At 67.0% G+C, this 20,773-nt stretch carries 25 protein-coding genes; 13 read left to right on the top strand and 12 right to left on the bottom strand.

Going from position 1 to position 20,773, the window contains the following annotated elements:
- Positions 1–34: 34 nt before the first annotated feature.
- From AC5Y4D_RS18700 to AC5Y4D_RS18690, 3 genes are all read right to left on the bottom strand, one after another.
- Complete coding sequence (locus AC5Y4D_RS18700; protein WP_499946261.1) at positions 35–1,498, bottom strand: cation:proton antiporter domain-containing protein; 1,464 nt, start codon at positions 1,496–1,498, stop codon at positions 35–37.
- A gap of 70 nt (positions 1,499–1,568) precedes the next feature.
- On the bottom strand, positions 1,569–2,762 hold the full coding sequence (locus tag AC5Y4D_RS18695) for a class I SAM-dependent RNA methyltransferase (protein WP_499946262.1): 1,194 nt from the start codon (positions 2,760–2,762) through the stop codon (positions 1,569–1,571).
- Entirely contained in the window at positions 2,759–4,756 is a 1,998-nt protein-coding gene (locus AC5Y4D_RS18690; RefSeq protein ID WP_499946263.1) for an APC family permease, read from the bottom strand. The genes AC5Y4D_RS18695 and AC5Y4D_RS18690 overlap by 4 nt, the downstream gene beginning before the upstream one ends.
- Positions 4,757–4,857: 101 nt before the next feature.
- Here AC5Y4D_RS18690 and AC5Y4D_RS18685 point away from each other — a divergent pair, with 101 nt between their 5' ends.
- Together AC5Y4D_RS18685 and AC5Y4D_RS18680 are read left to right on the top strand one after the other, a co-directional pair.
- The gene (locus AC5Y4D_RS18685) at positions 4,858–5,529 is read left to right on the top strand and encodes a potassium channel family protein (RefSeq protein WP_499946264.1); all 672 of its coding nucleotides are present in this window, start codon (positions 4,858–4,860) and stop codon (positions 5,527–5,529) included.
- 7 nt (positions 5,530–5,536) lie between these two features.
- Positions 5,537–6,211 carry a potassium channel family protein gene (locus AC5Y4D_RS18680; protein ID WP_499946265.1) on the top strand — a complete coding sequence of 225 codons (675 nt, stop codon included), beginning with the start codon at positions 5,537–5,539 and terminating at the stop codon, positions 6,209–6,211.
- Here AC5Y4D_RS18680 and AC5Y4D_RS18675 read toward each other — a convergent pair.
- Together AC5Y4D_RS18675 and AC5Y4D_RS18670 are read right to left on the bottom strand one after the other, a co-directional pair.
- Positions 6,208–6,900 carry a DUF3159 domain-containing protein gene (locus AC5Y4D_RS18675; RefSeq protein ID WP_499946298.1) on the bottom strand — a complete coding sequence of 231 codons (693 nt, stop codon included), beginning with the start codon at positions 6,898–6,900 and terminating at the stop codon, positions 6,208–6,210. The two genes, AC5Y4D_RS18680 and AC5Y4D_RS18675, sit on opposite strands and share 4 nt — an antisense overlap.
- Before the next feature lie 28 nt (positions 6,901–6,928).
- Positions 6,929–7,297 (bottom strand): OB-fold nucleic acid binding domain-containing protein, encoded by a 369-nt coding sequence (locus AC5Y4D_RS18670; RefSeq protein ID WP_463755996.1) that lies wholly within the window; start codon positions 7,295–7,297, stop codon positions 6,929–6,931.
- A gap of 153 nt (positions 7,298–7,450) precedes the next feature.
- On the opposite strand from AC5Y4D_RS18670, the gene AC5Y4D_RS18665 reads away from it, so the two are divergent.
- Positions 7,451–8,170, top strand: a complete 720-nt coding sequence (locus AC5Y4D_RS18665; RefSeq protein ID WP_499946266.1) for an alpha/beta hydrolase — start codon at positions 7,451–7,453, stop codon at positions 8,168–8,170.
- On the opposite strand, the gene AC5Y4D_RS18660 is transcribed toward AC5Y4D_RS18665, so the two are convergent.
- Both AC5Y4D_RS18660 and dut read right to left on the bottom strand, forming a co-directional pair.
- Complete coding sequence (locus tag AC5Y4D_RS18660) at positions 8,167–8,934, bottom strand: DUF3710 domain-containing protein (RefSeq protein ID WP_499946267.1); 768 nt, start codon at positions 8,932–8,934, stop codon at positions 8,167–8,169. The two genes, AC5Y4D_RS18665 and AC5Y4D_RS18660, sit on opposite strands and share 4 nt — an antisense overlap.
- Positions 8,934–9,398 carry a dUTP diphosphatase gene (gene dut, locus AC5Y4D_RS18655; protein WP_499946268.1) on the bottom strand — a complete coding sequence of 155 codons (465 nt, stop codon included), beginning with the start codon at positions 9,396–9,398 and terminating at the stop codon, positions 8,934–8,936. Before dut ends, AC5Y4D_RS18660 begins: the two co-directional genes overlap by 1 nt.
- Before the next feature lie 25 nt (positions 9,399–9,423).
- Between dut and AC5Y4D_RS18650 the strand changes: the two genes are divergently transcribed.
- Positions 9,424–9,903 carry a DUF3093 domain-containing protein gene (locus AC5Y4D_RS18650; RefSeq protein WP_499946269.1) on the top strand — a complete coding sequence of 160 codons (480 nt, stop codon included), beginning with the start codon at positions 9,424–9,426 and terminating at the stop codon, positions 9,901–9,903.
- Here the strand turns inward: AC5Y4D_RS18650 and AC5Y4D_RS18645 are convergent, their stop codons facing one another.
- Positions 9,904–10,206, bottom strand: a complete 303-nt coding sequence (locus tag AC5Y4D_RS18645) for a DUF4193 domain-containing protein (RefSeq protein ID WP_008258544.1) — start codon at positions 10,204–10,206, stop codon at positions 9,904–9,906.
- A 191-nt stretch (positions 10,207–10,397) separates the two neighbouring features.
- On the opposite strand from AC5Y4D_RS18645, the gene cei reads away from it, so the two are divergent.
- The gene (gene cei / locus AC5Y4D_RS18640; protein ID WP_499946270.1) at positions 10,398–11,060 is read left to right on the top strand and encodes an envelope integrity protein Cei; all 663 of its coding nucleotides are present in this window, start codon (positions 10,398–10,400) and stop codon (positions 11,058–11,060) included.
- A gap of 5 nt (positions 11,061–11,065) precedes the next feature.
- Here cei and AC5Y4D_RS18635 read toward each other — a convergent pair whose 3' ends face one another.
- Positions 11,066–11,935 carry an inositol monophosphatase family protein gene (locus AC5Y4D_RS18635; RefSeq protein ID WP_500037858.1) on the bottom strand — a complete coding sequence of 290 codons (870 nt, stop codon included), beginning with the start codon at positions 11,933–11,935 and terminating at the stop codon, positions 11,066–11,068.
- A 115-nt stretch (positions 11,936–12,050) separates the two neighbouring features.
- On the opposite strand from AC5Y4D_RS18635, the gene ppgK reads away from it, so the two are divergent.
- The 3 genes from ppgK (at position 12,051) to AC5Y4D_RS18620 (ending at position 15,341) form a co-directional block, all read left to right on the top strand.
- Positions 12,051–12,833 (top strand): polyphosphate--glucose phosphotransferase, encoded by a 783-nt coding sequence (gene ppgK / locus AC5Y4D_RS18630; RefSeq protein ID WP_500037917.1) that lies wholly within the window; start codon positions 12,051–12,053, stop codon positions 12,831–12,833.
- A 176-nt stretch (positions 12,834–13,009) separates the two neighbouring features.
- Positions 13,010–14,518, top strand: a complete 1,509-nt coding sequence (locus AC5Y4D_RS18625; protein WP_500037857.1) for an RNA polymerase sigma factor — start codon at positions 13,010–13,012, stop codon at positions 14,516–14,518.
- 406 nt (positions 14,519–14,924) lie between these two features.
- Positions 14,925–15,341, top strand: coding sequence for a RidA family protein (locus tag AC5Y4D_RS18620; RefSeq protein WP_500037856.1), 417 nt, complete (start codon positions 14,925–14,927; stop codon positions 15,339–15,341).
- Here AC5Y4D_RS18620 and AC5Y4D_RS18615 read toward each other — a convergent pair.
- Positions 15,281–15,652 carry a DUF952 domain-containing protein gene (locus AC5Y4D_RS18615; RefSeq protein WP_500037855.1) on the bottom strand — a complete coding sequence of 124 codons (372 nt, stop codon included), beginning with the start codon at positions 15,650–15,652 and terminating at the stop codon, positions 15,281–15,283. The genes AC5Y4D_RS18620 and AC5Y4D_RS18615 overlap by 61 nt on opposite strands.
- A 126-nt stretch (positions 15,653–15,778) precedes the next feature.
- On the opposite strand from AC5Y4D_RS18615, the gene AC5Y4D_RS18610 reads away from it, so the two are divergent.
- Together AC5Y4D_RS18610 and AC5Y4D_RS18605 are read left to right on the top strand one after the other, a co-directional pair.
- On the top strand, positions 15,779–15,964 hold the full coding sequence (locus AC5Y4D_RS18610; RefSeq protein WP_306241216.1) for a DUF7455 domain-containing protein: 186 nt from the start codon (positions 15,779–15,781) through the stop codon (positions 15,962–15,964).
- Positions 15,965–16,029: 65 nt separating this feature from the next.
- Positions 16,030–17,019 carry a YihY/virulence factor BrkB family protein gene (locus AC5Y4D_RS18605; protein WP_499946276.1) on the top strand — a complete coding sequence of 330 codons (990 nt, stop codon included), beginning with the start codon at positions 16,030–16,032 and terminating at the stop codon, positions 17,017–17,019.
- Here AC5Y4D_RS18605 and AC5Y4D_RS18600 read toward each other — a convergent pair whose 3' ends face one another.
- Positions 17,020–17,259: a DUF3039 domain-containing protein gene (locus tag AC5Y4D_RS18600; protein WP_499946277.1), complete on the bottom strand. Its 240-nt coding sequence runs from the start codon at positions 17,257–17,259 to the stop codon at positions 17,020–17,022.
- Between the two features lie 58 nt (positions 17,260–17,317).
- Between AC5Y4D_RS18600 and AC5Y4D_RS18595 the strand changes: the two genes are divergently transcribed.
- The 3 genes from AC5Y4D_RS18595 (at position 17,318) to ideR (ending at position 19,698) form a co-directional block, all read left to right on the top strand.
- Complete coding sequence (locus tag AC5Y4D_RS18595; protein ID WP_499946278.1) at positions 17,318–17,749, top strand: DUF3099 domain-containing protein; 432 nt, start codon at positions 17,318–17,320, stop codon at positions 17,747–17,749.
- 119 nt (positions 17,750–17,868) lie between these two features.
- Entirely contained in the window at positions 17,869–18,858 is a 990-nt protein-coding gene (sigB, locus tag AC5Y4D_RS18590) for a sigma-70 family RNA polymerase sigma factor SigB (RefSeq protein WP_499946279.1), read from the top strand.
- Between the two features lie 147 nt (positions 18,859–19,005).
- Complete coding sequence (ideR, locus tag AC5Y4D_RS18585) at positions 19,006–19,698, top strand: iron-dependent transcriptional regulator IdeR (RefSeq protein ID WP_499946280.1); 693 nt, start codon at positions 19,006–19,008, stop codon at positions 19,696–19,698.
- Positions 19,699–19,705: 7 nt separating this feature from the next.
- On the opposite strand, the gene AC5Y4D_RS18580 is transcribed toward ideR, so the two are convergent.
- On the bottom strand, positions 19,706–20,761 hold the full coding sequence (locus AC5Y4D_RS18580; RefSeq protein ID WP_500037854.1) for a DUF4192 domain-containing protein: 1,056 nt from the start codon (positions 20,759–20,761) through the stop codon (positions 19,706–19,708).
- Positions 20,762–20,773 lie beyond the last annotated feature (12 nt).

The raw sequence follows: 20,773 nt of genomic DNA, 5'->3' as shown, positions 1-20,773 counted from the left end.
GCCAGTCTACGCAGCAGGCACGAGAGCGACACTCCTACGAAGCGCCGAACACTTCGGCCAAGGAGCCGCGCAGGTCGGGGTCGGCCAGTACGACGACCTCGTCGCCGGCCCGCAGTTCGGTGTCGCCGCGCACCGGCACCAGTCCGGTGTTGCGCACCACGATGCTGACCCAGATGTCGCCGACCCGGTCGCCGAGACCTTCGATGGTGCATCCCTCGGCAGCCGAGCCGGCCGCGACGTGCAGGCGATGGACGCCTTCCGGTTCGTCCTGGAGGCGGACACCGATCTCCCACGGTTGCGGTTCCACGGTCCGCATGGGCAGCCGCAGCAGTCGCGCGACGCCGGGCACCGAGCTGCCCTGCACCAGCACGGAGAAGGCGACGACAACCACCACGATGCCGTAGAGGCGTTCGGCGTCGGGCACATGAGCCGCCCGCAGGAACTCACCCAGCAGAATCGGGACCGCACCCTTGAGGCCCGCGAAGAGAATGAAGAGTCGCTCGTTGCGCGCCAGGTCGACGGGAACCAGGCAGGCGCCCACCGCCAGTGGTCGGATCAGCACCGTCAGGGCCACCCCCAGGATCAACCCGGGAATCCATACCTCGGGCCGGACCAGCACGTCGACGTTCACAGTCAAACCCAACACCGCGAACGCGACTATTTCCGCCAGCCCGGCCAGGGCGGCGTGGAATCGCTTGATGTCGGGTTTGTGGGGTGCCCGCGCGTCCCCGATCACGATGCCGGCGACGAAGACCGCCAGGAAACCCGATCCGTGCGCCAGCGTGGCGAGCCCGTACAACATCAGGCAGGACGCCAACGTACGTAGCGAGTACAGCCCTTCGCTGGGCAGCGCCACCCGCCGCATGAACACGAGCAGGGCCCGCCCGCCGATCACCCCCACCGCCAGGCCGATCGCCATCTGCAGCGCGAATTCGGTTCCTACGCGGGCGAATCCGGCCGCGCTGAGGCCACCGGCGGCGATCAGACTGCTCAGCAACGAGATGCCGACCGGATCGTTGGCACCGGATTCACCCTCCAGGATGGTGCTGCTGCGGCCGGCGATCTCACGTTTGCCCAGGACCGAGAAGACGACCGCCGGGTCGGTGGGGGCCACCGCGGTGGCCACCAGTGCCGCTGCGTACCAACTGATTCCGCATGTGTAGTGCAACAGCACCGCCGCACCGGCAGCGGTCAGGGCGGTACCGATGACGCCGACCGAGAGGATCGGGACCATCGCGGCCCGGAAGCGCGCCGCTCCGATGTGCATTCCCCCGTCGAACAACACCAAGACCAGCGCGATGGTGAGCACCCGTTCCACGGTCCGTTCGGACGGCGGCTGCACCGCGGGCACCAGCCGCACCGCGGCGGCAGCACCGAGCAGTACCAGCAGAGCCACTGGGACTTTCACCTTCTCGGTGAGACGGTTGGCGAGCACGGCAACCAATCCGACGGCGCTGCAGAACAAGACGATCAGCGCGTAGCGCAGAGTCTCGCTCACAGCGGGGAAGCCTTCCGGTCGGTCGACAACGACAGCGCCGACCAGACTTCCCGGCACACCGCGACGGAGTCTAGCGGGTCAGCAACGCGACGCATTCCACGTGATGTGTCAGCGGGAACGCGTCGAAAACCCTGATCGCCTCGGCGACATAGCCGTGCCCTCGGTAGAGGCCGACGTCACGCGCGAAAGACGCTGCCTCACAGCCGATATGAACGATCCGGGGCACTCCGGCCGCGGCCAGCAGGTCGATCAACTCGCGTCCGGCGCCCGTTCGGGGCGGGTCCAGCACCGCGACGTCGGCAGTCATGTCCCGGGCCGCCAGCACCCGTCGCACCGAATCGGTGACGACGTCGACCTGGGGTAGGTCAGCCAGCGCGGCACGCGCCGCTCCGGTCGCGCCCCGCGAGGTGTCGACCGTCAGCACCCGGCCGGACTCCCCCACCGCGGCAGCGAGCTGCGCGGCGAAAACTCCGGCCCCGCCGTAGAGGTCCCAGGCCGTCATCCCAGAACCCACACCCGACCAGTCCGCGATCAGGGCGCTGTACACCCGCGCGGCGTCGCGATGCGACTGCCAGAACGCGGTCACCGGCACCCGCCAGCTTCGCGTCCCGACCCGCTGTACCGCGTGGTAGTCGCCTTCGATCACCTTGGCGACGGTCCGCTTACCCTGCCGCACGGTGCGCACCACGTGTCGTTGCCCGTCGTCGTCGACGGCGACATGCAGGTGCGCCCCCCGCGGCCAGTCGGGGTGATCCAGCCCGTCCAGCATCTCGGTGGGCAGTTGCCCGCAGTGCAGATCGGTGACAAGTTCGTCGCTGTGGTAGCGGTGAAACCCGGGGCGTCCGTCCGCTCCGACTTGCAGCCGAACGCGGGTACGCCACCCGGTGACGCTCTCCGACAACGGCTCCGCCGTCCCCGACCATTCGTGCCCGCCGAGCCGTTCCAGCTGATTGGCCACCACCGCCGCCTTGAGCGCGCGGGCCGCCGCGGGCTGCGCAAACGCCAGATCGCAACACCCGGCGCCGTCCACACCGGCGATCGGGCACAACGACTCGGTGCGATCCGGCGACGGTTCGACTACCTCGATGACCTCTGCGTGCCAATAGGATCCACGCTCCTCGGTCACCCGCACCCGGACCCGTTCCCCCGGCAGGGCATAGCGAACGAAGACCACCCGGCCGTCATGATGCGCTATGCAGCTGCCGCCGTTCGCTGCGGCTTCGGTGGTTAAAAGCGCTTCCCGACAGGGGAATTCGGAATTCAATCGAAGATGCCCCGGCGCGCGTCACCGGGAGCCGACTGCGGTTGCAACGCTTTGACCCGATCCGACGAAGTCAGCTGCCACGGAACCGAAGTCACCATCACCCCGGGCATGAACAACAGCCGCCCTTTGAGCCGTAGCGCACTCTGGTTGTGCAGCAACTGTTCCCACCACCGGCCCACCACATACTCCGGGATGAACACCGTGACCACGGTGCGCACCGACTCCTTGCTGAGCCGCTTGACGTATTCCAGCACCGGACCGGTGATCTCCCGGTACGGGGAAGCGATGACCTTCAGCGGAATGCTGATGTCGCTCTCCTCCCATTCACGCTGCAACTGCCTGGATTCGCCTTCGTCGACGCTGACCGTGACGGCCTCGAGCACGTCGGGCCGGGTCGCGCGCGCGTAGGCGAGCGCGCGCAGCGTGGGCAGGTGCAGTTTCGACACCAGCACCAACGCGTGATTGCGGCTGGGCAGCACGATCTCGTCGCCGTGCTCGGCTGCCTCCTCGGCCAGTTCCCTGCTGACCCCGTCGTAATGACGGCGGATCAACCTCATCAGCATGAACAGCATCGCCATGGTGACCAGGGCGATCCACGCCCCGGCCAGGAACTTGGTGACCATGACCACCAGCAACACCGTCCCCGTCGCGATGAACCCGATGGTGTTGACGACCCGCGAGCGCATCATGCGCCGACGCGCCACTTGGTCGGTCTCGGTGCGCAGCAGCCTGGTCCAGTGCCGCACCATGCCGATCTGGCTCAGCGTGAACGAAATGAACACACCCACGATGTACAGCTGGATCAGCGCGGACAGCTCGGCCCGGAAAGCCACGATCGCCAGCAGGGCCGATATCGACAGGAACGCGATGCCGTTGGAGAACGCCAGCCGGTCGCCGCGGGTGTGGAACTGGCGAGGCAGGTAACTGTGCTGGGCCAGCACCGAACCCAGCACCGGGAAGCCGTTGAACGCGGTGTTGGCCGCCAGCACCAGGATCAGTGCGGTCACGGCGGTGATCAGGACGAAGCCGATGTGGAAGTTGCCGAAGACCGTTTCCGCCAGCTGAGTGACCAGCGTTTTCTGGTAATAGCCGGCCGGTGTCCCGGACAGCTGCGATGCGGGATCACTGACCAGCTGAACCCCGATCCGCTTGGCGAGCAGGATGATGCCCATCAACAACGCCACCGCGATGGCGCCCAGCATCAGCAGAGTCGTCGCGGCGTTCTTCGACTTCGGTTTCTCGAAGGCGGGCACCCCGTTGCTGATCGCTTCCACACCGGTCAGCGCCGCGCAGCCGGAGGAGAACGCGCGCGCCATCAGGAACACCAACGCGAACCCGGCGATCTGACCGTGCTCGGAATGCATCTGGAATCCCGCGGATTCGGCTTTGAGCGGATCGCCCAACACCACGATCCGGAACAGTCCCCAGCCCAGCATCCCGGCCATGCCGATGATGAACGCGTAGGTGGGGATGGCGAACGCCAGCCCGGACTCCCGCACTCCGCGCAGATTCAGCGCCGTCACCAGCAGGATCGCGCCCACGCAGAACCACACCTTGTGGTGAGCCACCAACGGAACCGCCGAGCCGATGTTCGACATCGCCGAAGCCGTCGAAACCGCAACGGTGAGAACGTAATCCACCATCAGGGCACTCGCCACGGTCAGGCCCGCGTTGGCCCCGAGGTTGGTGGTCACCACCTCATAGTCGCCGCCGCCGGAAGGGTAGGCATGCACGTTCTGCCGGTAGCTGGCCACCACCACCAACATGACCGCGGCCACCGCCAGCCCGATCCACGGGGACAGCGAGTACGCGGCCAGGCCACCCACCGACAGCATCAGGAATACCTCTTCGGGGGCATATGCCACAGAAGACAGCGCGTCCGAGGCGAACACCGGCAGGGCGATCCGCTTCGGCAGCAGCGTGTGGCTCAGCCGGTCGCTACGAAACGGCCGCCCGATGAGCAGCCGGCGCGTAGCGGTTGAAAGTTTGGACACGAGAGCCAAGAGTAAGCCCACGCGGGTTTGGCGGTAGCGTTCCGTAGGCGAGAATCTTCACGACCGGAATCCACGCAGTACACAACCGAAAGGACCTCCACGTGCGGGTGGTTGTGATGGGCTGTGGCCGGGTCGGGTCTTCGGTGGCGGACGGACTGTCGCGGATCGGCCATGACGTCTCGGTCATCGACCGCGACAGCGCCGCATTCAACCGGCTCAGCCCGGAATTCGCCGGCGACCGGGTGCTCGGCCAGGGCTTCGACCGGGACGTGCTGCTGCGTGCGGGCATCGAAGGCGCCGACGCGTTCGCTGCCGTGTCCTCCGGTGACAACTCGAACATCATCTCCGCGCGGCTGGCCCGCGAGACTTTCGGTGTGCGGCGCGTGGTCGCCCGGATCTATGACGCCAAGCGCGCCGAGGTCTACGAACGCCTCGGCATCCCGACGATCGCCACGGTGCCGTGGACTACCGACCGGCTGCTGAACGCCCTGACGCAGGAGACCGAGACCGCGAAGTGGCGGGACCCGACCGGTACCGTCGCCGTCGCCCAGGTGGTGCTGCACGAGGACTGGGTGGGGCACCGCGTCACCGCTCTCGAACAGGCCACCGACGCGCGAGTCGCGTTCCTGATCCGGTTCGGCAAAGGCGTCCTGCCCGAGCCGAAGACCGTCTTGCAGGACGGCGACCAGGTCTACGTCGCGGCCATCTCGGGCCGGGCCGCCGAAGCGGTGGCCATCGCGGCGCTGCCGCCCAGTGAGGACCTGGACAGATGAGGCGCGCATGAAGGTAGCTGTCGCCGGGGCGGGCGCCGTCGGCCGCTCGGTCACCCGTGAGCTCGTCGCGAACTCGCACGACGTCACGCTCATCGAGCGCAACGCCGACCACCTGGACACCGACGCCATCCCGGCCGCGCACTGGCTGCTGGGTGACGCCTGCGAACTGAGCCTGCTTGAGCAGATGCACCTGGAGGACTTCGACGTCGTGGTGGCCGCCACCGGCGACGACAAGGTCAACGTGGTGCTCAGCCTGCTGGCCAAGACCGAGTTCGCGGTGCCCCGGGTGGTGGCCCGGGTCAACGACCCGCGCAACGAATGGCTGTTCACCGATGCCTGGGGCGTCGACGTGGCCGTCTCCACCCCGCGCATGCTGGCCTCGCTGATCGAAGAGGCGGTCGCCGTCGGCGATCTGGTGCGGCTGATGGAGTTCCGCAAGGGTCAGGCCAATCTCGTCGAGATCACCCTGCCCGACGACACGCCGTGGGGCGGCAAAGCGGTGCGCAAACTGCGGCTACCGCGCGACGCCGCGCTGGTGACCATCCTGCGCGGACCCCGGGTGATCGTGCCGCAGGGCGATGAACCGCTGGAAGGCGGTGACGAGTTGCTGTTCGTCGCGGTCGCCGAGGTGGAAGAGGAGCTGCGCGGGTTGCTGCTGCCGGCTTCCGACCGCGTCGACTAGTCGAGGACGGCCCTGCCGTCGATATCCGCGTCGTCGGGCTCGGTCTCGGGCTCGGTCTCGGCCTCGGTCTCGGCGGGACCCTGCGCGGTCGCGCGCAGCACGGTTTTGATCGCCGCATACGTCGCCAACGCCGCCAGCGCGGTCAGCGGCCACCCCATCGCTATCCGAGTCGCCCCGAGCCAACCGGTCTTGCCCAGCTCATAGAGCTGCCCTTGGACGACGAACCGAGCGACGAACACCAACGTCCAGCACAGCGTCGCCAGATCGAACGCGTAGAGCGCCCGCGTCACCCCGCGCCAACTGTTGTCGCGTCCGCTGGCCCAGCTCCACAGGTAACCCACCACCGGCCGGCGGATCAGTATCGACACCGCGAACACCACGGCCCACGCCAACGACATCCAGATGCCGAGCAGGAAGTAGCCCTTGGACTGCCCGACCAGGTAGGCGATCAAGGCGCAAACGGCGACTCCGAAGAACCCGGACACGGCCGGTTGCACCGATTCCCGCCGGATCAGCCGCCACAGCATGATCAGAGCCGCCGCGCCCAGAGCTGCGCCGATAGCGGGCAGCAGTCCGGCGACGCTGGAGGCGATCACGAACACCAGCACCGGCAGCGACGAGTAGATGAGACCGCCGAGGCCACCGGCCTGTGCCAGTAGACGTTCGGCCCGGTGGCTGCTCACGGGGATCCGGTGCGTCCCAGGATGGAAAAGCCCGTCACCGCTGAATTTCGTAGTGCGGGTTGTAGATGGCCTTCGTCCCGTTCTCCAGCTTGCCGAGACGACCGCGCACCCGCAGCGTGCGACCCGAGTCGATGCCCGGGATGCGCCGTTGACCCAGCCACACCAGCGTCACGGTGTCACTGCCGTCGAACAATTCCGCGCGGACGCCGCCCGCACAACCCTTGCCGTTGGTCTCGACACTGCGCAGCGTGCCCACCATGGTGACCTCCTGGCCACGCTGGCAGTCGATGGCGCGCTGCGCGCCGGTATTGAGGACTTCGTCAGAGAGTTCTTCGACGTCGCGTTGCTCCGGGTCCTCCGTCAACCGACGGGTGAGCCGGCGTAGATAACCTTGGGCCCCCATGGCCACTCCTGAAAATTCGACGTCGTTGTGAATGCTCTATAGCCGACAACATTCCACCATGCCAACGGTCACCGTAGACGTGTTGGTTCCCGTATGCCACACCGGTGAAACCACCGATTCCTGGGCGTCCGCGGCACCGGGCACTATGAGGAGGTGGCTGTCGAGTTGCGTGGTGTCACCACGGTGCTGTTAGCGGGCACCGGATCCGACGACGACTACGTCTACCGGGCGTTTTCCGGTCCGCTACGCGACGTCGGTGCGGTGTTGGTCACACCCGCGCCGCAGCCGGACCGGTTGATCGACGGCTACCTGACCGCCCTGGACGTCGCCGTTGCCGCCGCGGGTGGCCGGAGGATCGCAGTCGGCGGTGTGTCCATCGGCGCCGTGGTCGCAGCGACGTGGGCGCTGGCCCATCCCGAATGCACCGTGGGTGTGCTGGCCGCGTTGCCGCCGTGGACCGGGGACTCGAGCTCGGCTCCGGCCGCCCACGCGGCGCGATACACGGCGTCGCAGTTGCGCCGCGACGGACTGGACGCAACGACGTCGCAGATGCGTGCCTCCAGCCCGCCCTGGCTGGCCGACGAGCTGTCCCGATCCTGGCGGGTGCAGTGGCCGAAGTTGCCCGACGCCATGGAAGAAGCGGCGGCGTATCCGGCGCCGACGTGCGCCGATCTGGCCCGATTGGCCCCGCCGCTGGGTGTGGCGGCGGCGGTCGATGATCCGATCCACCCGCTGCAGGTCGGCGTCGATTGGGTGACCGCGGCGCCCCATGCGGCGCTGCGCACCGTGACACTCGACGAGATCGGTTGCGACACAGCCGCTTTGGGCGCGGCATGCCTGGCAGCGCTGGCCGCGGCGACCCCGCCGGCTTAGCCGCCGGTGATCGTGGAGCGCAACTGCTGCATCGCCGAACCCTCGGCGCTGCGACGCGCGACCGGCTCGTTGGACGGCTGGACCGGATCGGCCTGTGCTTGTGCCTCTGCTTGTTCGGAGGCCTGCTGGGCGGCCGCGGCCTCCCGCAACTGCTCCACCATCGGTTCGGGCAGCTGCACCGGCAACGGTGTGCGCACCGGCAGCGGGGTGTCGCCGCGGCGAACCACCGTGTCGGTCAAGGCTTCCCGCGCTTCCTCGGTGAGCGCGTCGATGGTTTCGTGCGGGCCGTTGACCACGCACCGGATCATCCAGCGGTACCCGTCCACCCCGATGAAGCGCACCACCCCGGAAGCGGTGCCGACCACTTCCCGTCCCCACGGACCGTCCTTGATCGAGACCTTGGCCGAGTCCTTTCGCAGCGACTCCGCGAGCTCGCCGGCCACTTCGCGCCACAGGCCGGGGCTCTTCGGAGCGGCGTAGGCCGCGATGGTGAAACGACCGTTGGGAGTCACCACCCACACCGCGCTGGGAACTCCGGTCTCGGTCAACTCGACCTGCACCTGACCTGCCGTCGGCATCGGGATCAGCACCGACCCCAGGTCCAGTCGGGCCACCTCGGCCGCGGCCGGGTCGTCGAAGTCTTCGATGTCGAACGGGCCCTCGAGTTCCCCGTCGGCTGGGGGCTCTTCGACGACGGCTTCGTTCTCCGCCGGGTCCTGAGTCGGTTCGCCCGAAGTGTCGTCTTTGCGTCTACCAAATGCCATCACAAACTCGCATGTCCGCCGGAGGAACCGTGACCGCCTTCGCCACGGGAGGTTTGGGCCAGCCCGGCTTCGTCGAACGACGACACCTCGACCAGCTCGACTAATTCGACCCGCTGCACCAGCAACTGCGCGATGCGGTCACCTCGGTGCACCACGATCGGCGTGGCAGGGTCCAGATTGATCAGCGCAACCTTGATTTCGCCACGATAACCCGCGTCGATGGTGCCGGGACTGTTGACGATCGAAAGACCCACGCGCGACGCCAAACCCGAGCGCGGATGGATCAGCCCGACCATGCCGAACGGAACCGCGACCGCGACGCCCGTCCCCACCAGCGCCCGGTGGCCGGGTGCCAACTCCACGTCCTCGGCACTGAACAGGTCGACCCCGGCGTCACCCTCGTGCGCGCGATTCGGCAACGGGAGCCCGGGGTCGAGACGGACGATGGCCAATCTGGTCGACACGGGGGCACAGATTACCCTTGACCGCGTGTCCGATACGCGCGACATCGCGCCGCAGAGCGTGCGATATCGCGAGCGACTGTGGGTGCCGTGGTGGTGGTGGCCGCTGGGCTTTGCGCTCGCCGCACTCATCGCCGCCGAAGTGAACGTGGGTATGCGCTCGCTGCCTGACTGGTTGCCGTTCGGCACGATGTTCGCGGTCGCCGCCGCCACGTTGTTGTGGCTGGGCCGCGTCGAGGTGCGGGTGAGCGCCGGCGCCGGCGGGGTCGAACTGTGGGTCGGACAAGCACATCTGCCCGTCACCGTGATCTCCCGCTCCGCCGCGATCGCCCGTAGCGCCAAGTCAGCGGCATTGGGCCGCCAACTCGACCCGGCGGCTTTCGTGGTGCACCGGGCCTGGGTAGGTCCGATGGTCTTGTTGGTCCTCGACGATCCTGATGATCCGACGCCGTACTGGTTGGTGAGCTGCCGCCACCCCGAGCGGGTGCTGTCGGCCCTGAGAAGTTGATCAGGCCGCGCAGTCCGTACAGATCATCACGCCGTTCTTCTCACTGGCCAGCCGGCTGCGGTGTTGCACTAGAAAGCAACTCGAGCAGGTGAACTCGTCGGCCTGCTTGGGAACCACCCGCACCGACAGTTCTTCGCCGGACAAGTCGGCGCCGGGCAACTCGAAGTTCTCGGCGGATTCGGATTCGTCGACGTCGACCACCGCCGACGCAGCCTCGTTCCGCCGCGCCTTGAGTTCCTCCAGCGAGTCCTCAGAGACGTCGTCGGTCTCGGTGCGTCGTGGAGCGTCGTAGTCGGTAGGCATCTTCTTTCCCCGTCCTGTCCCCTCAAAGCACGCACAAGTTCAAGCAACGCTTTGTACCAGCGTCGAACGCATGCACCAAATGATTCGTGCCCGTATTGCGGGTGAATAGAGTGTGATTTGCGTCACAGAGGCGCATCGGGGCTCGTGGTCGGCCCGAAACGGTGCGATTACGGTGCGATTAGAGTGCATGTGTGGTTGCACACATCACCGAGGGTACGGCCTTCGACAAGCACGGCCGGCCGTTCCGGCGGCGCAATCCGCGCCCCGCCATCATCGTGGTGATTTTCCTGGTCGTCGTGACGGGCGTGGTGTGGACGGTCGCGCTCACCCGTCCGACCGACGTCCACGAGGTCGCGGTGTGCAACCCTCCGCCGGAGCCCGCGGGCACGGCCGCCAACTCCGGCCCGGCCAAGCTCGGTGAGCCGGTGTCGCGCTCGGACATGGTCGACGTGACACCGGCCAAACTCAGCGAAACAAAGGTCCGCGTGCTCAACGCGAGCGGGCGCGGCGGTCAGGCCGGCGACATCGCCGGTGCCCTGCAGGATCTGGGCTTTGCGAACCCGACCGCCAGCAACGACCCGATCTACGCAGGCACCCGCCTGACCTGTCAGGGTCAGATTCGGTTCGGCACGGCCGGACAGGCCACGGCGGCAGCGCTCTGGCTGGTCGCGCCGTGCACCGAGTTGTTCCGCGACAGCCGCGGCGACGACTCCGTCGACCTGGCGCTGGGCACCGACTTCAACTCGCTGGCCCACAACGACGACATCGACTCCGTGTTGGCCACCCTGCGTCCCGGTGCCACCGAGCCCGCAGATCACGCGCTGCTGACCAAGATCCACTCGAACAGCTGCTGACGCGGTCAGCCCAGCGGTTCCAGGGCTCCGATGTCCGCTAGCGTCGCCAGCAACGCGTCCGCAATGCCGGGCGCGGCCGCCACCACCAAGCCGGCACCGTCGACATCGGCTGCGGGCAGCAGAACCCGGGCACCGGCCTCCGCGGCGATCAATGCGCCCGCCGCCCGATCCCACACCTGCAGTCCGTGCTCGTAATAGGCGTCCAGCCGGCCCGCCGCGACCATGCACAGGTCCAGCGCGGCCGACCCGATCCGGCGCACGTCACGCACGATCGGCAGCATCTGGGCCAACAGCGCGGCCTGCCGGACGCGGCGCCGCGGCGAGTACCCGAACCCGGTACCCAGCAACGCCATCGACAACTCGTCGACCGCGGTGCAGTGCAGCGCCCGCCTGCCGTCCGAGTCGGTGACGTGGGCACCAAGACCAAGCCCCGCCGAAAACACCTGCTGCCCAACCACATCGGCGACAGCACCGGCCACCGAGATGCCCGCGACCTGGGCGCCGACCGAAACCGCATAGGCCGGGACGCCGTAGACGAAATTCACCGTGCCGTCGATCGGGTCGAGCACCCAGGTGACCGAGTCTGCGCCGGTCCGCGCATCGGCCGGCCCACCGCCCTCTTCACCGAGAATCGGATCACCGGGCCGCAACTGCGCCAGCCGATCTCGCAGCAGCCGCTCGGTCTCGGTGTCGACCACGGTCACCGGATCGGTCGGCGTGGTCTTGGCACGCACCGCGCTCGCGTCTGATCCTGCGCCGCCGCCGAATACCTCGACACGCCGCCGGCGCACGAACGCGGCCGCCTCGGCCGCAAGAGTTTCGGCCACCGAGCGCAGATCCGCGCGCTGGGCAAGAGTTCCCTCGGTTGGCCTCACCGGTCTATCGCATCACAGAGTGGCGACTTCACAACGGGCCCATCCCGCCTCACCGCTTCGGCGCCGCGGGGTCGCTAAGGTGAGCGAACAACCCGATCTCGCCGAGGAGATTTCGATGACCAGCACCGTCCCTGCTACCGATGGCCAGCAGCGTCGTGGATTCGGCATCGACGTCGGGGGCAGTGGCATCAAGGGCGCGATCGTCGACCTGGACAGCGGGGCACTGATCGGCGACCGCATCAAGCTGCCGACCCCACAGCCGGCCACCCCCGCGGCAGTCGCCAAGACCATCGCCGAGGTCGTCGACGGATTCGGGTGGACCGGCCCACTCGGAGTGACCTATCCCGGCGTCGTCACCCACGGCATCGTGCAGACCGCCGCCAACGTGGACAAAGCCTGGATCGGAACCAATGCGCGCGACGTGATCAGCGCCGAACTCGACGGCCAGGACGTCACGATCCTCAACGACGCCGACGCGGCGGGACTCGCCGAGGAACGCTATGGGGCCGGGCAGGGCCATGCGGGTTTGGTCGTGCTGCTCACCTTCGGGACGGGGATCGGTTCGGCGGTCATCCACAACGGAAAACTCATACCCAACACCGAATTCGGTCACCTCGAGGTCGGCGGCAAGGAGGCCGAGCACCGGGCCGCGTCGTCGGTGAAGGAGAAAAACGGCTGGACCTACGAGAAGTGGACCCAACAGGTGACCCGGGTGCTGATCGCCATCGAGAACGCGATCTGGCCAGACCTGTTCATCGCCGGCGGTGGGATCAGCCGCAAGGCCGATAAATGGGTGCATCTGCTGAAGAACCGGACCCCCGTCGTGGCCGCGACGTTGCAGAACACCGCCGGTATCGTGGGGGCGGCCATGGCCGCGACCGGGGACGTGACGCACTGATTTGCGGCGCTCGGCTGGTACGAGGTCCTGGTGAAGTTACAATGGTCGTCGGCGGCCGCCCAAACCGATAGCGCGCGATACTCACGCTGATATCAAACGCCGACATTCGACATAGCAGCACTTTCGGTCAAACATGCCCAGATCCACCGGAAGTGCGTCCGACCGAAGGGGTGTATGTGGCAGCGACGAAGGCTACTCCGGCGACCGATGAGCCGGTGAAACGCACAGCCACGAAGTCTCCCGCCAAACGCACGGCCGCGAAGGCCGCCAACGGCACCGCACCGGCCAAACGGGCTACCAAAACCGCCGCGTCCGACTCGGACGGCGCGGCGAGCGCGGCTCCGAAGAAGGCTCGCGCCAAGGCCGCCGTGAAGGCTCCGACTGCGCGCGGCGCCGCAAAGCCCAAAGACGCCGAAACCTCGTCCGACGCCGAAGTGACGTTGGAAGCCGCCGAGGAACTCGACACCGACATCGACGTCGAGCCCGGCGAAGATCTCGAAATCGATGCCGCCGACCTCGCTCTCGAGGACCTCGAGGACGACGAGACACCCGACGCCGAGGACGCCGACATCGATGCGCCCGACGCCGACGCCGAAGCCGAGGACAGCGAGCCCGCCGCGGCCGCCGAGTCCAGCGGGGCTGCCGGCGAGGACGAAGAGGAGATCGCCGAGCCCACCGAAAAGGACAAGGCCTCCGGCGATTTCGTCTGGGACGAGGACGAGTCCGAGGCGTTGCGGCAGGCACGCAAGGACGCCGAGCTCACCGCATCGGCCGACTCGGTGCGCGCCTACCTCAAGCAGATCGGCAAAGTCGCGCTGCTCAACGCCGAGGAAGAGGTCGAGCTGGCCAAGCGGATCGAGGCGGGCCTCTACGCGACGCAGCTGATGCTGGAACTGACCGACCGGGGCGAGAAGCTGCCCGCCGCGCAGCGCCGCGACATGATGTGGATCTGCCGCGACGGCGATCGCGCGAAGAACCATCTGCTGGAGGCCAACCTGCGTCTGGTGGTGTCACTGGCCAAGCGCTACACCGGCCGCGGCATGGCGTTCCTGGACCTCATCCAGGAAGGCAACCTCGGCCTGATCCGCGCGGTGGAGAAGTTCGACTACACCAAGGGCTACAAGTTCTCCACCTACGCCACGTGGTGGATCCGTCAGGCCATCACCCGCGCGATGGCCGACCAGGCGCGCACCATCCGTATCCCGGTGCACATGGTCGAGGTCATCAACAAGCTGGGCCGCATCCAGCGCGAGCTGCTGCAGGACCTGGGGCGCGAGCCGACCCCGGAAGAGCTCGCCAAGGAAATGGACATCACCCCGGAGAAGGTGCTGGAGATCCAGCAGTACGCCCGGGAGCCGATCTCGCTGGACCAGACCATCGGCGACGAGGGCGACAGTCAGCTCGGTGACTTCATCGAGGACAGCGAAGCTGTGGTGGCCGTCGACGCCGTCTCGTTCACGCTGTTGCAGGACCAGCTTCAGTCGGTGCTGGACACCCTGTCCGAGCGCGAAGCCGGCGTGGTGCGGTTGCGCTTCGGTCTGACCGACGGCCAGCCGCGCACTTTGGACGAGATCGGCCAGGTCTACGGCGTCACCCGCGAGCGGATCCGGCAGATCGAGTCCAAGACCATGTCGAAGCTGCGCCACCCCAGCCGCTCGCAGGTGTTGCGCGACTACCTGGACTAACCGGGAAAGTGCTCTGATCAGCGCATGCGCATTGCGTTGCCCACAATAAGGCCACTCTGCGCGTCCTGAGTCCGGTTGAGGCGCGCGCGCAGCGCCATGAACAACCCTGCACCGATTGCGGTCTCGTGCATGCCGGTGAGTGCTGACGCCTGGCGTAGAACTGGTGCGGGGCTTGGCCCGCAACCAGCGGAGCTAACCACCTGAAAGCCGAATTGCCAAGGGCTGCAATAAAACTCGTGCACATGTCGCCACCAGCACAAATACCGGAACCGGTCGGTGCGCGGTGATATGTGCCGTCGCTTCCGCACCCGGTCCTCTCGACTGCCGATGTTGAGCGCATCCTCGTGTCTCTTGCCGGTAAAGCATTGGTCCAGCCCACGGGACCGTCAGTACGTACTGTGACCAGATGGCAGCCACCCGCCGCAATGTTGCTTCCGAGTCCGACTTCGAATCGGTCGTCGGTTATTCGCGAGCGGTGCGCGTGGGCCAGCATGTCGCGGTTGCGGGGACGACGGGCAGTGGAGCCGGCGTGGCCGATCAAACCCGAGATGCGCTGCGTCGCATCGAGATTGCACTGCAACATGCCGGTGCGACATTGGCCGACGTCGTCCGCACCCGCATCTATGTCACCGACATCTCCCGTTGGCGCGAAGTCGGCGACGTGCACGCACAGATCTTCGGCGAGGTCCGGCCGGCGGCCACCATGGTCGAGGTATCAGCGCTGATCGCGCCAGATCTGCTGGTGGAGATCGAGGCGGACGCCTACATCGAGCCGTCGCCGGCTACTAGCGGCGCAAACGAGCCGTCGGCGCCTGGCCGGTAATCCTCGACCTTGAGCACCGCCGCGACCGGCAGCGGACCGTACAGATGGGGAAACAGCAGCGACTCCGGGTCACTCGGCACGCCGGGCTCCCAGCGGACCGGCGAGTCCAGGGCGGCGGCGTCGAGGTAGAGCAGCACCAAGTCACGGCGACCGCTATATAGACGGTTCGCCGGCAGGTGCACCTGCGTCGCGGTCGACAAATGAACGAAGCCCTCCGCGGGCTCCGGAAGGATCGCGCCGTGCTCGCGGGCGGCCGCCCACTCCTGTTCGGAACACAAACGCACCAACAGTTTGTCGGAGTTTTCCAACATGACGATTACCCTGCCCGAATTCGGGGCAAATATGCGTGAGAAACGACACACCCAATAACGGTCGGGGAACAAGGCAAAAACTCCGAACGTCTGACAGAGTGAAATTACCGCCAGAACGGAGGAGCCATGAACGCAACTCTGACCAGCCCCGAGCTCACTCGCGCAGACCGCTGCGATCGCTGCGGTGCCGCGGCCCGGGTCCGCGCCAAGCTGCCTTCGGGAGCTGAGCTCCTCTTCTGCCAGCACCACGCCAACAAGCACGAAGCGAAGTTGGCCGAACTGGCGGCCGTGCTCGAAGTCAGCAGCCAGTAATTGCCGAGGAACTCGCCCGGCCCAATGTCGACCGGGCGAGGCCCTATCGGTAATGCTGGACGGGTATGAGCGACCAGGCCGCAAAACCGTCCCGCCACCACATCTGGCAAATCAGCCGTAGGACACTGTCCAAAGCCTGGGACGATTCGATATTTTCCGAATCAGCCGAAGCCGGCTTTTGGACCTGTCTCTCCACGCCGCCGCTGCTGTTGGGGATTCTGGGGACTTTGGCTTGGGTGGCGCCGCTTTTCGGCCCGGACACGTTGTCCTCCATCATCAAGAGCCTTCTGTCCACGGCCCGAAACTTCTTCTCCCCCAACGTCGTAGACCAGATCATCCAGCCGACCATCCGCGACATCACCGGGATCGCGGGGGGTGAGGTGGCATCGCTGGGATTCTTGATTTCGCTGTGGGCGGGCTCCTCGGCGATTTCGTCGTTCGTCGACGCGATCGTGGAAGCACACGACCAGACCCCGTTACGCCATCCCGTCCGGCAGCGCCTCTTTGCGCTGTTTATCTACATCGTGATGCTGCTGTTCGTCGTGGCGACTGCGCCCGTCGCGGTGGTCGGCCCCCGCAAGGTCAGCGAGCACATTCCCGAGGGCACGCAGAACCTGCTGCACTACGGCTACTACCCGGCGCTGATCCTCGGCCTGATGGCCGGGGTGACCGTGCTGTACCGGGTGGCGCTTCCGGTGCCGCTGCCCACTCACCGGCTGATACCCGGCACAGTGCTGGCCACGGTGGTGTTCGCCGTCGCGACCCTGGGACTGCGGTTCTACCTGAAGTGGATCGGCAGCACCGGCTACACCTACGGCGCCCTGGCCACACCGATCGCTTTCCTGCTGTTCGCGTTCTTCGGCGGGTTCTCCATCATGATCGGCGCCGAACTCAACGCGGCAATTCAGGAAGAGTGGCCGGCGCCGGCCACGCACGCGCACCGGCTGCGCACGTGGTTGGTCCGTCGCGGTTCCGCTATCGCCGGAAAGGACGAACCGGAACTGCCCAAGCCCAGTGCCGACCCGGATCCGGCTTCCGCGGAGACAAAAGCCTGATCAGCCCTTCTTGAGCCGGTCGTAGATCTGCTTGCAGTCCGGGCAGACCGGCGAACCCGGCTTGGCCGCCTTTGTCACGGGAAACACCTCTCCGCACAAGGCAACAACGTGATTACCCATGACCGCGCTCTCGGCGATCTTGTCCTTCTTGACGTAATGGAAGTACTTGGGTGTGTCGCTGCCGGTCCCGTCATCGGCGCGTTCGTCGGCGTCGGTGCGCTCAATCGTCTGGGTCTGCATGTCCTACATTCTGCCTCGCGGCCGGCGGCACCACACCGGAGAACCGCTATCGGATTTCATGTGCCACAGTGGAGTGATGAAGCGCGGCCCCGAGCTGAGTTTCGACGACTTCGACGAACACGGTCGCCCGGTACTGATCACTGCTGCTGCACCCTCCTACGAGGTGCAGCATCGGGCGCGGGTGCGCAAATACCTGACGCTCATGTCGTTTCGGATCCCGGCGCTGATCCTGGCCGCAATCGCCTACGGGACCTGGCACAACGGCCTGATCTCACTTCTCATCGTGGCGGCGTCGATCCCGTTGCCGTGGATGGCCGTGCTGATCGCCAACGACCGACCGCCGCGCAGCCCCGACGAGCCGCGACGCTTCGAAGGCACCGGGCGCCGGACACCGTTGTTCCCGACGGCCGAGCGGCCGGCACTGGAGCCGCGGCCGCACCCGGTGCGGCAACCGGAATGGCAGACGATCGACCCGGACAGTTCCGACTGAGCGCCTCCGCGGCGCCACTTCTCAGGACATTCTCAGGTCACCGCCGTATTCCCGCACGTCACAGCGTGTGAGATGGCTACCTCGTGGGAACTCTCGGTGCGGGCTTCTCGTTACAACACATGACAAGACAAGCCAATCGGGAGGGCGCAATGGCACATGCCACCACAGGCCGGTTTGACGGCGATTTGGATGCTCAGAGCCCAGCTGCAGACCTGGTGCGCGTATATCTGAACGGCATCGGCAAGACGGCGTTGCTCAACGCCGCCGACGAAGTCGAGTTGGCCAAGCGCATCGAGGCCGGGCTGTACGCCGAGCACCTGCTGGCAACCCGGAAGCGCCTCGGCGAGAACCGAAAACGCGATCTGGCAACCGTCGTTCGCGACGGGCAGGCGGCGCGCCGGCACCTGCTGGAAGCGAACCTGCGCCTGGTGGTTTCGCTGGCCAAGCGCTACACCGGTCGCGGTATGCCGTTGCTGGACCTCATCCAGGAAGGCAACCTGGGTCTCATCCGGGCGATGGAAAAGTTCGACTACACAAAGGGTTTCAAGTTCTCCACCTACGCCACCTGGTGGATCCGACAGGCGATCACCCGCGGCATGGCCGACCAGAGCCGCACCATCCGGCTGCCGGTCCACCTCGTGGAGCAGGTCAACAAGCTGGCGCGGATCAAGCGTGAGATGCACCAGAACCTGGGCCGTGAGGCCACCGACGAGGAACTCGCCGAAGAATCGGGCATCCCGGTCGAAAAGATCAACGACTTGCTGGAACACAGCCGCGACCCGGTCAGCCTGGACATGCCGGTCGGTTCGGAAGAGGAAGCGCCGCTTGGTGATTTCATCGAGGACGCCGAGGCGATGTCGGCCGAGAATGCGGTGATCGCCGAGTTGCTGCACACCGATATCCGCAGTGTGCTGGCCACTCTCGACGAGCGTGAGCATCAGGTGATCCGGTTGCGGTTCGGCTTGGACGACGGTCAGCCGCGCACGCTCGACCAGATCGGCAAGCTGTTCGGTCTGTCCCGGGAACGGGTTCGGCAGATCGAGCGTGACGTCATGTGCAAGCTGCGACACGGCGAGCGGGCCGATCGGTTACGGTCTTACGCCAGCTGAGGTGCGAATAGGCTAGCCAGACAAGCTTCACCGGAGACGGTGTGCCCGCCGCGAAATCGCGGCGGGCATACTGCTGCCGTGGGGCGTTTTGGACGAACCACTCGCAGGGCTGGCGAAGTAGACTCGGCGGCAACGGAGGATGGGCGAATGAACGACTTGGTTGACACCACCGAGATGTACCTGCGGACGATCTACGACCTCGAAGAAGAGGGCGTGACGCCGCTGCGTGCCCGGATCGCCGAACGCCTCGAACAAAGCGGTCCCACCGTCAGCCAGACCGTCTCCCGGATGGAACGCGACGGGCTGCTGCGGGTGGCGGGCGACCGTCATCTCGAACTCACCGACAAGGGCCGCGCACTGGCCGTCGCGGTGATGCGCAAGCACCGTCTGGCCGAGCGCCTGCTGGTGGACGTGATCGGGTTGCCGTGGGAAGAGGTGCACGCCGAAGCCTGCCGGTGGGAGCACGTGATGAGCGAGGACGTCGAACGCCGGCTGGTCCAGGTGCTCAACAATCCGACGACGTCCCCGTTCGGCAACCCCATCCCGGGACTTCTGGACCTCGGTGTCGGTCCCGAGTTCGGCGCCGAGGGCGCCAACCTGGTCCGGCTGACCGAACTGCCCGCCGGTTCGCCGGTCGCGGTCGTCGTCCGCCAGCTCACCGAGCATGTCCAAGGCGACATCGACCTGATCACCCGGCTCAAGGACGCCGGGGTGGTGCCCAACGCGCGCGTCACCGTCGAGACCGGTGTCGGCGGCGGCGTGACCATCGTCATCCCCGGCCACGAAAACGTCACCCTCCCGCACGAGATGGCGCACGCGGTCAAGGTCGAGAAGGTCTGACCCCCCGTCACCCCGCGCGGCGGCCAAGCGGCTGGCGCGGTGGCAGCCGCACGCCGAGTCGCTCAGCCAACCGGTAACCCGTACTCGCCAGTCGCTGAATGTCTTTGGGACGCAACCCCGACTGCAACGCCCTGTCCAGCATGCTCGCCATGCGGTGGCTCGGGTCGCAGCGCAGCGCGGCGTCCAGCGATACCCCCGCCAGGGGTCCGTCGCCGCGCACGTAGGCGCTGAAAGCCAGCAGCACCAACGCCTCCACGCGCCACGGTTCGGGCAGCACCCGCGCCAGCACCGACCACAACGACTCGGCGGCATCAGCGCTCTCGGCGACAGCCAAGCCATACAGCGTGTCGCGGACCTGCACGTCGCTCAACGCGCAGCCAAGTTGCGCCATCTCGGCGTCGGACAGCGACTTACCGTCGGCGACGCGCGCCGCGGCGGCCATCGCGTTCTCCACGTCGCGTCGACAGCAACCGGTTGGGTCACTGTCGTACGCTTCCGCGCGGGTGAGCGCCGCCTGCTCGACCGCGGGCACCAGAGCCGCGCTGCGCACGGGATCGGCCGCGATCACCGCCTGCAGGTCGGCCCGCCGCGGGTAGAGCCGCCGGCCATCCACCACCGCCGCGGCAGCCAGTGGTGAAGCCGACGGATCGTCGATCTCCCCACTCTCGCCGCAGAGCTCGACGCAGTGCCAGCGCCCACCGCGCACGATCTCGTCGACGACGTGTGCTGAACGACGCTCGATGCCGTGCCGGCCCAACGCGTCGGTCAGCGCGTCGCAGAGCCGGCGGTATCCGTCGTTGCACACCGAACAATGCGCACCTTCCTGATCGACGACCACCAAGATCGCCCCGTCCGGCTCCGCCGCCGCCGCGACCTGCGCGAGGTGATCCACCTCGTCGATCAGGTCGTCGGACAGGTCGGCCCGTATCACCGAGCCGAGCCCACCGCCCTCCAGGGAGACCAGCACCAGCGATTTTTCGGGCACGAACCCGAGGATGGCCGGCAGCGCCGCGATCAGGGCGGCGGGGCGAGTGAGCTGAAAGTTTTCTCGATGTTTCGTCATGCGGTCCACGCT

This window comes from Mycobacterium sp. NGS67, from assembly GCF_059812185.1.
This window is presented reverse-complemented; position numbering and strand designations above follow the sequence as displayed.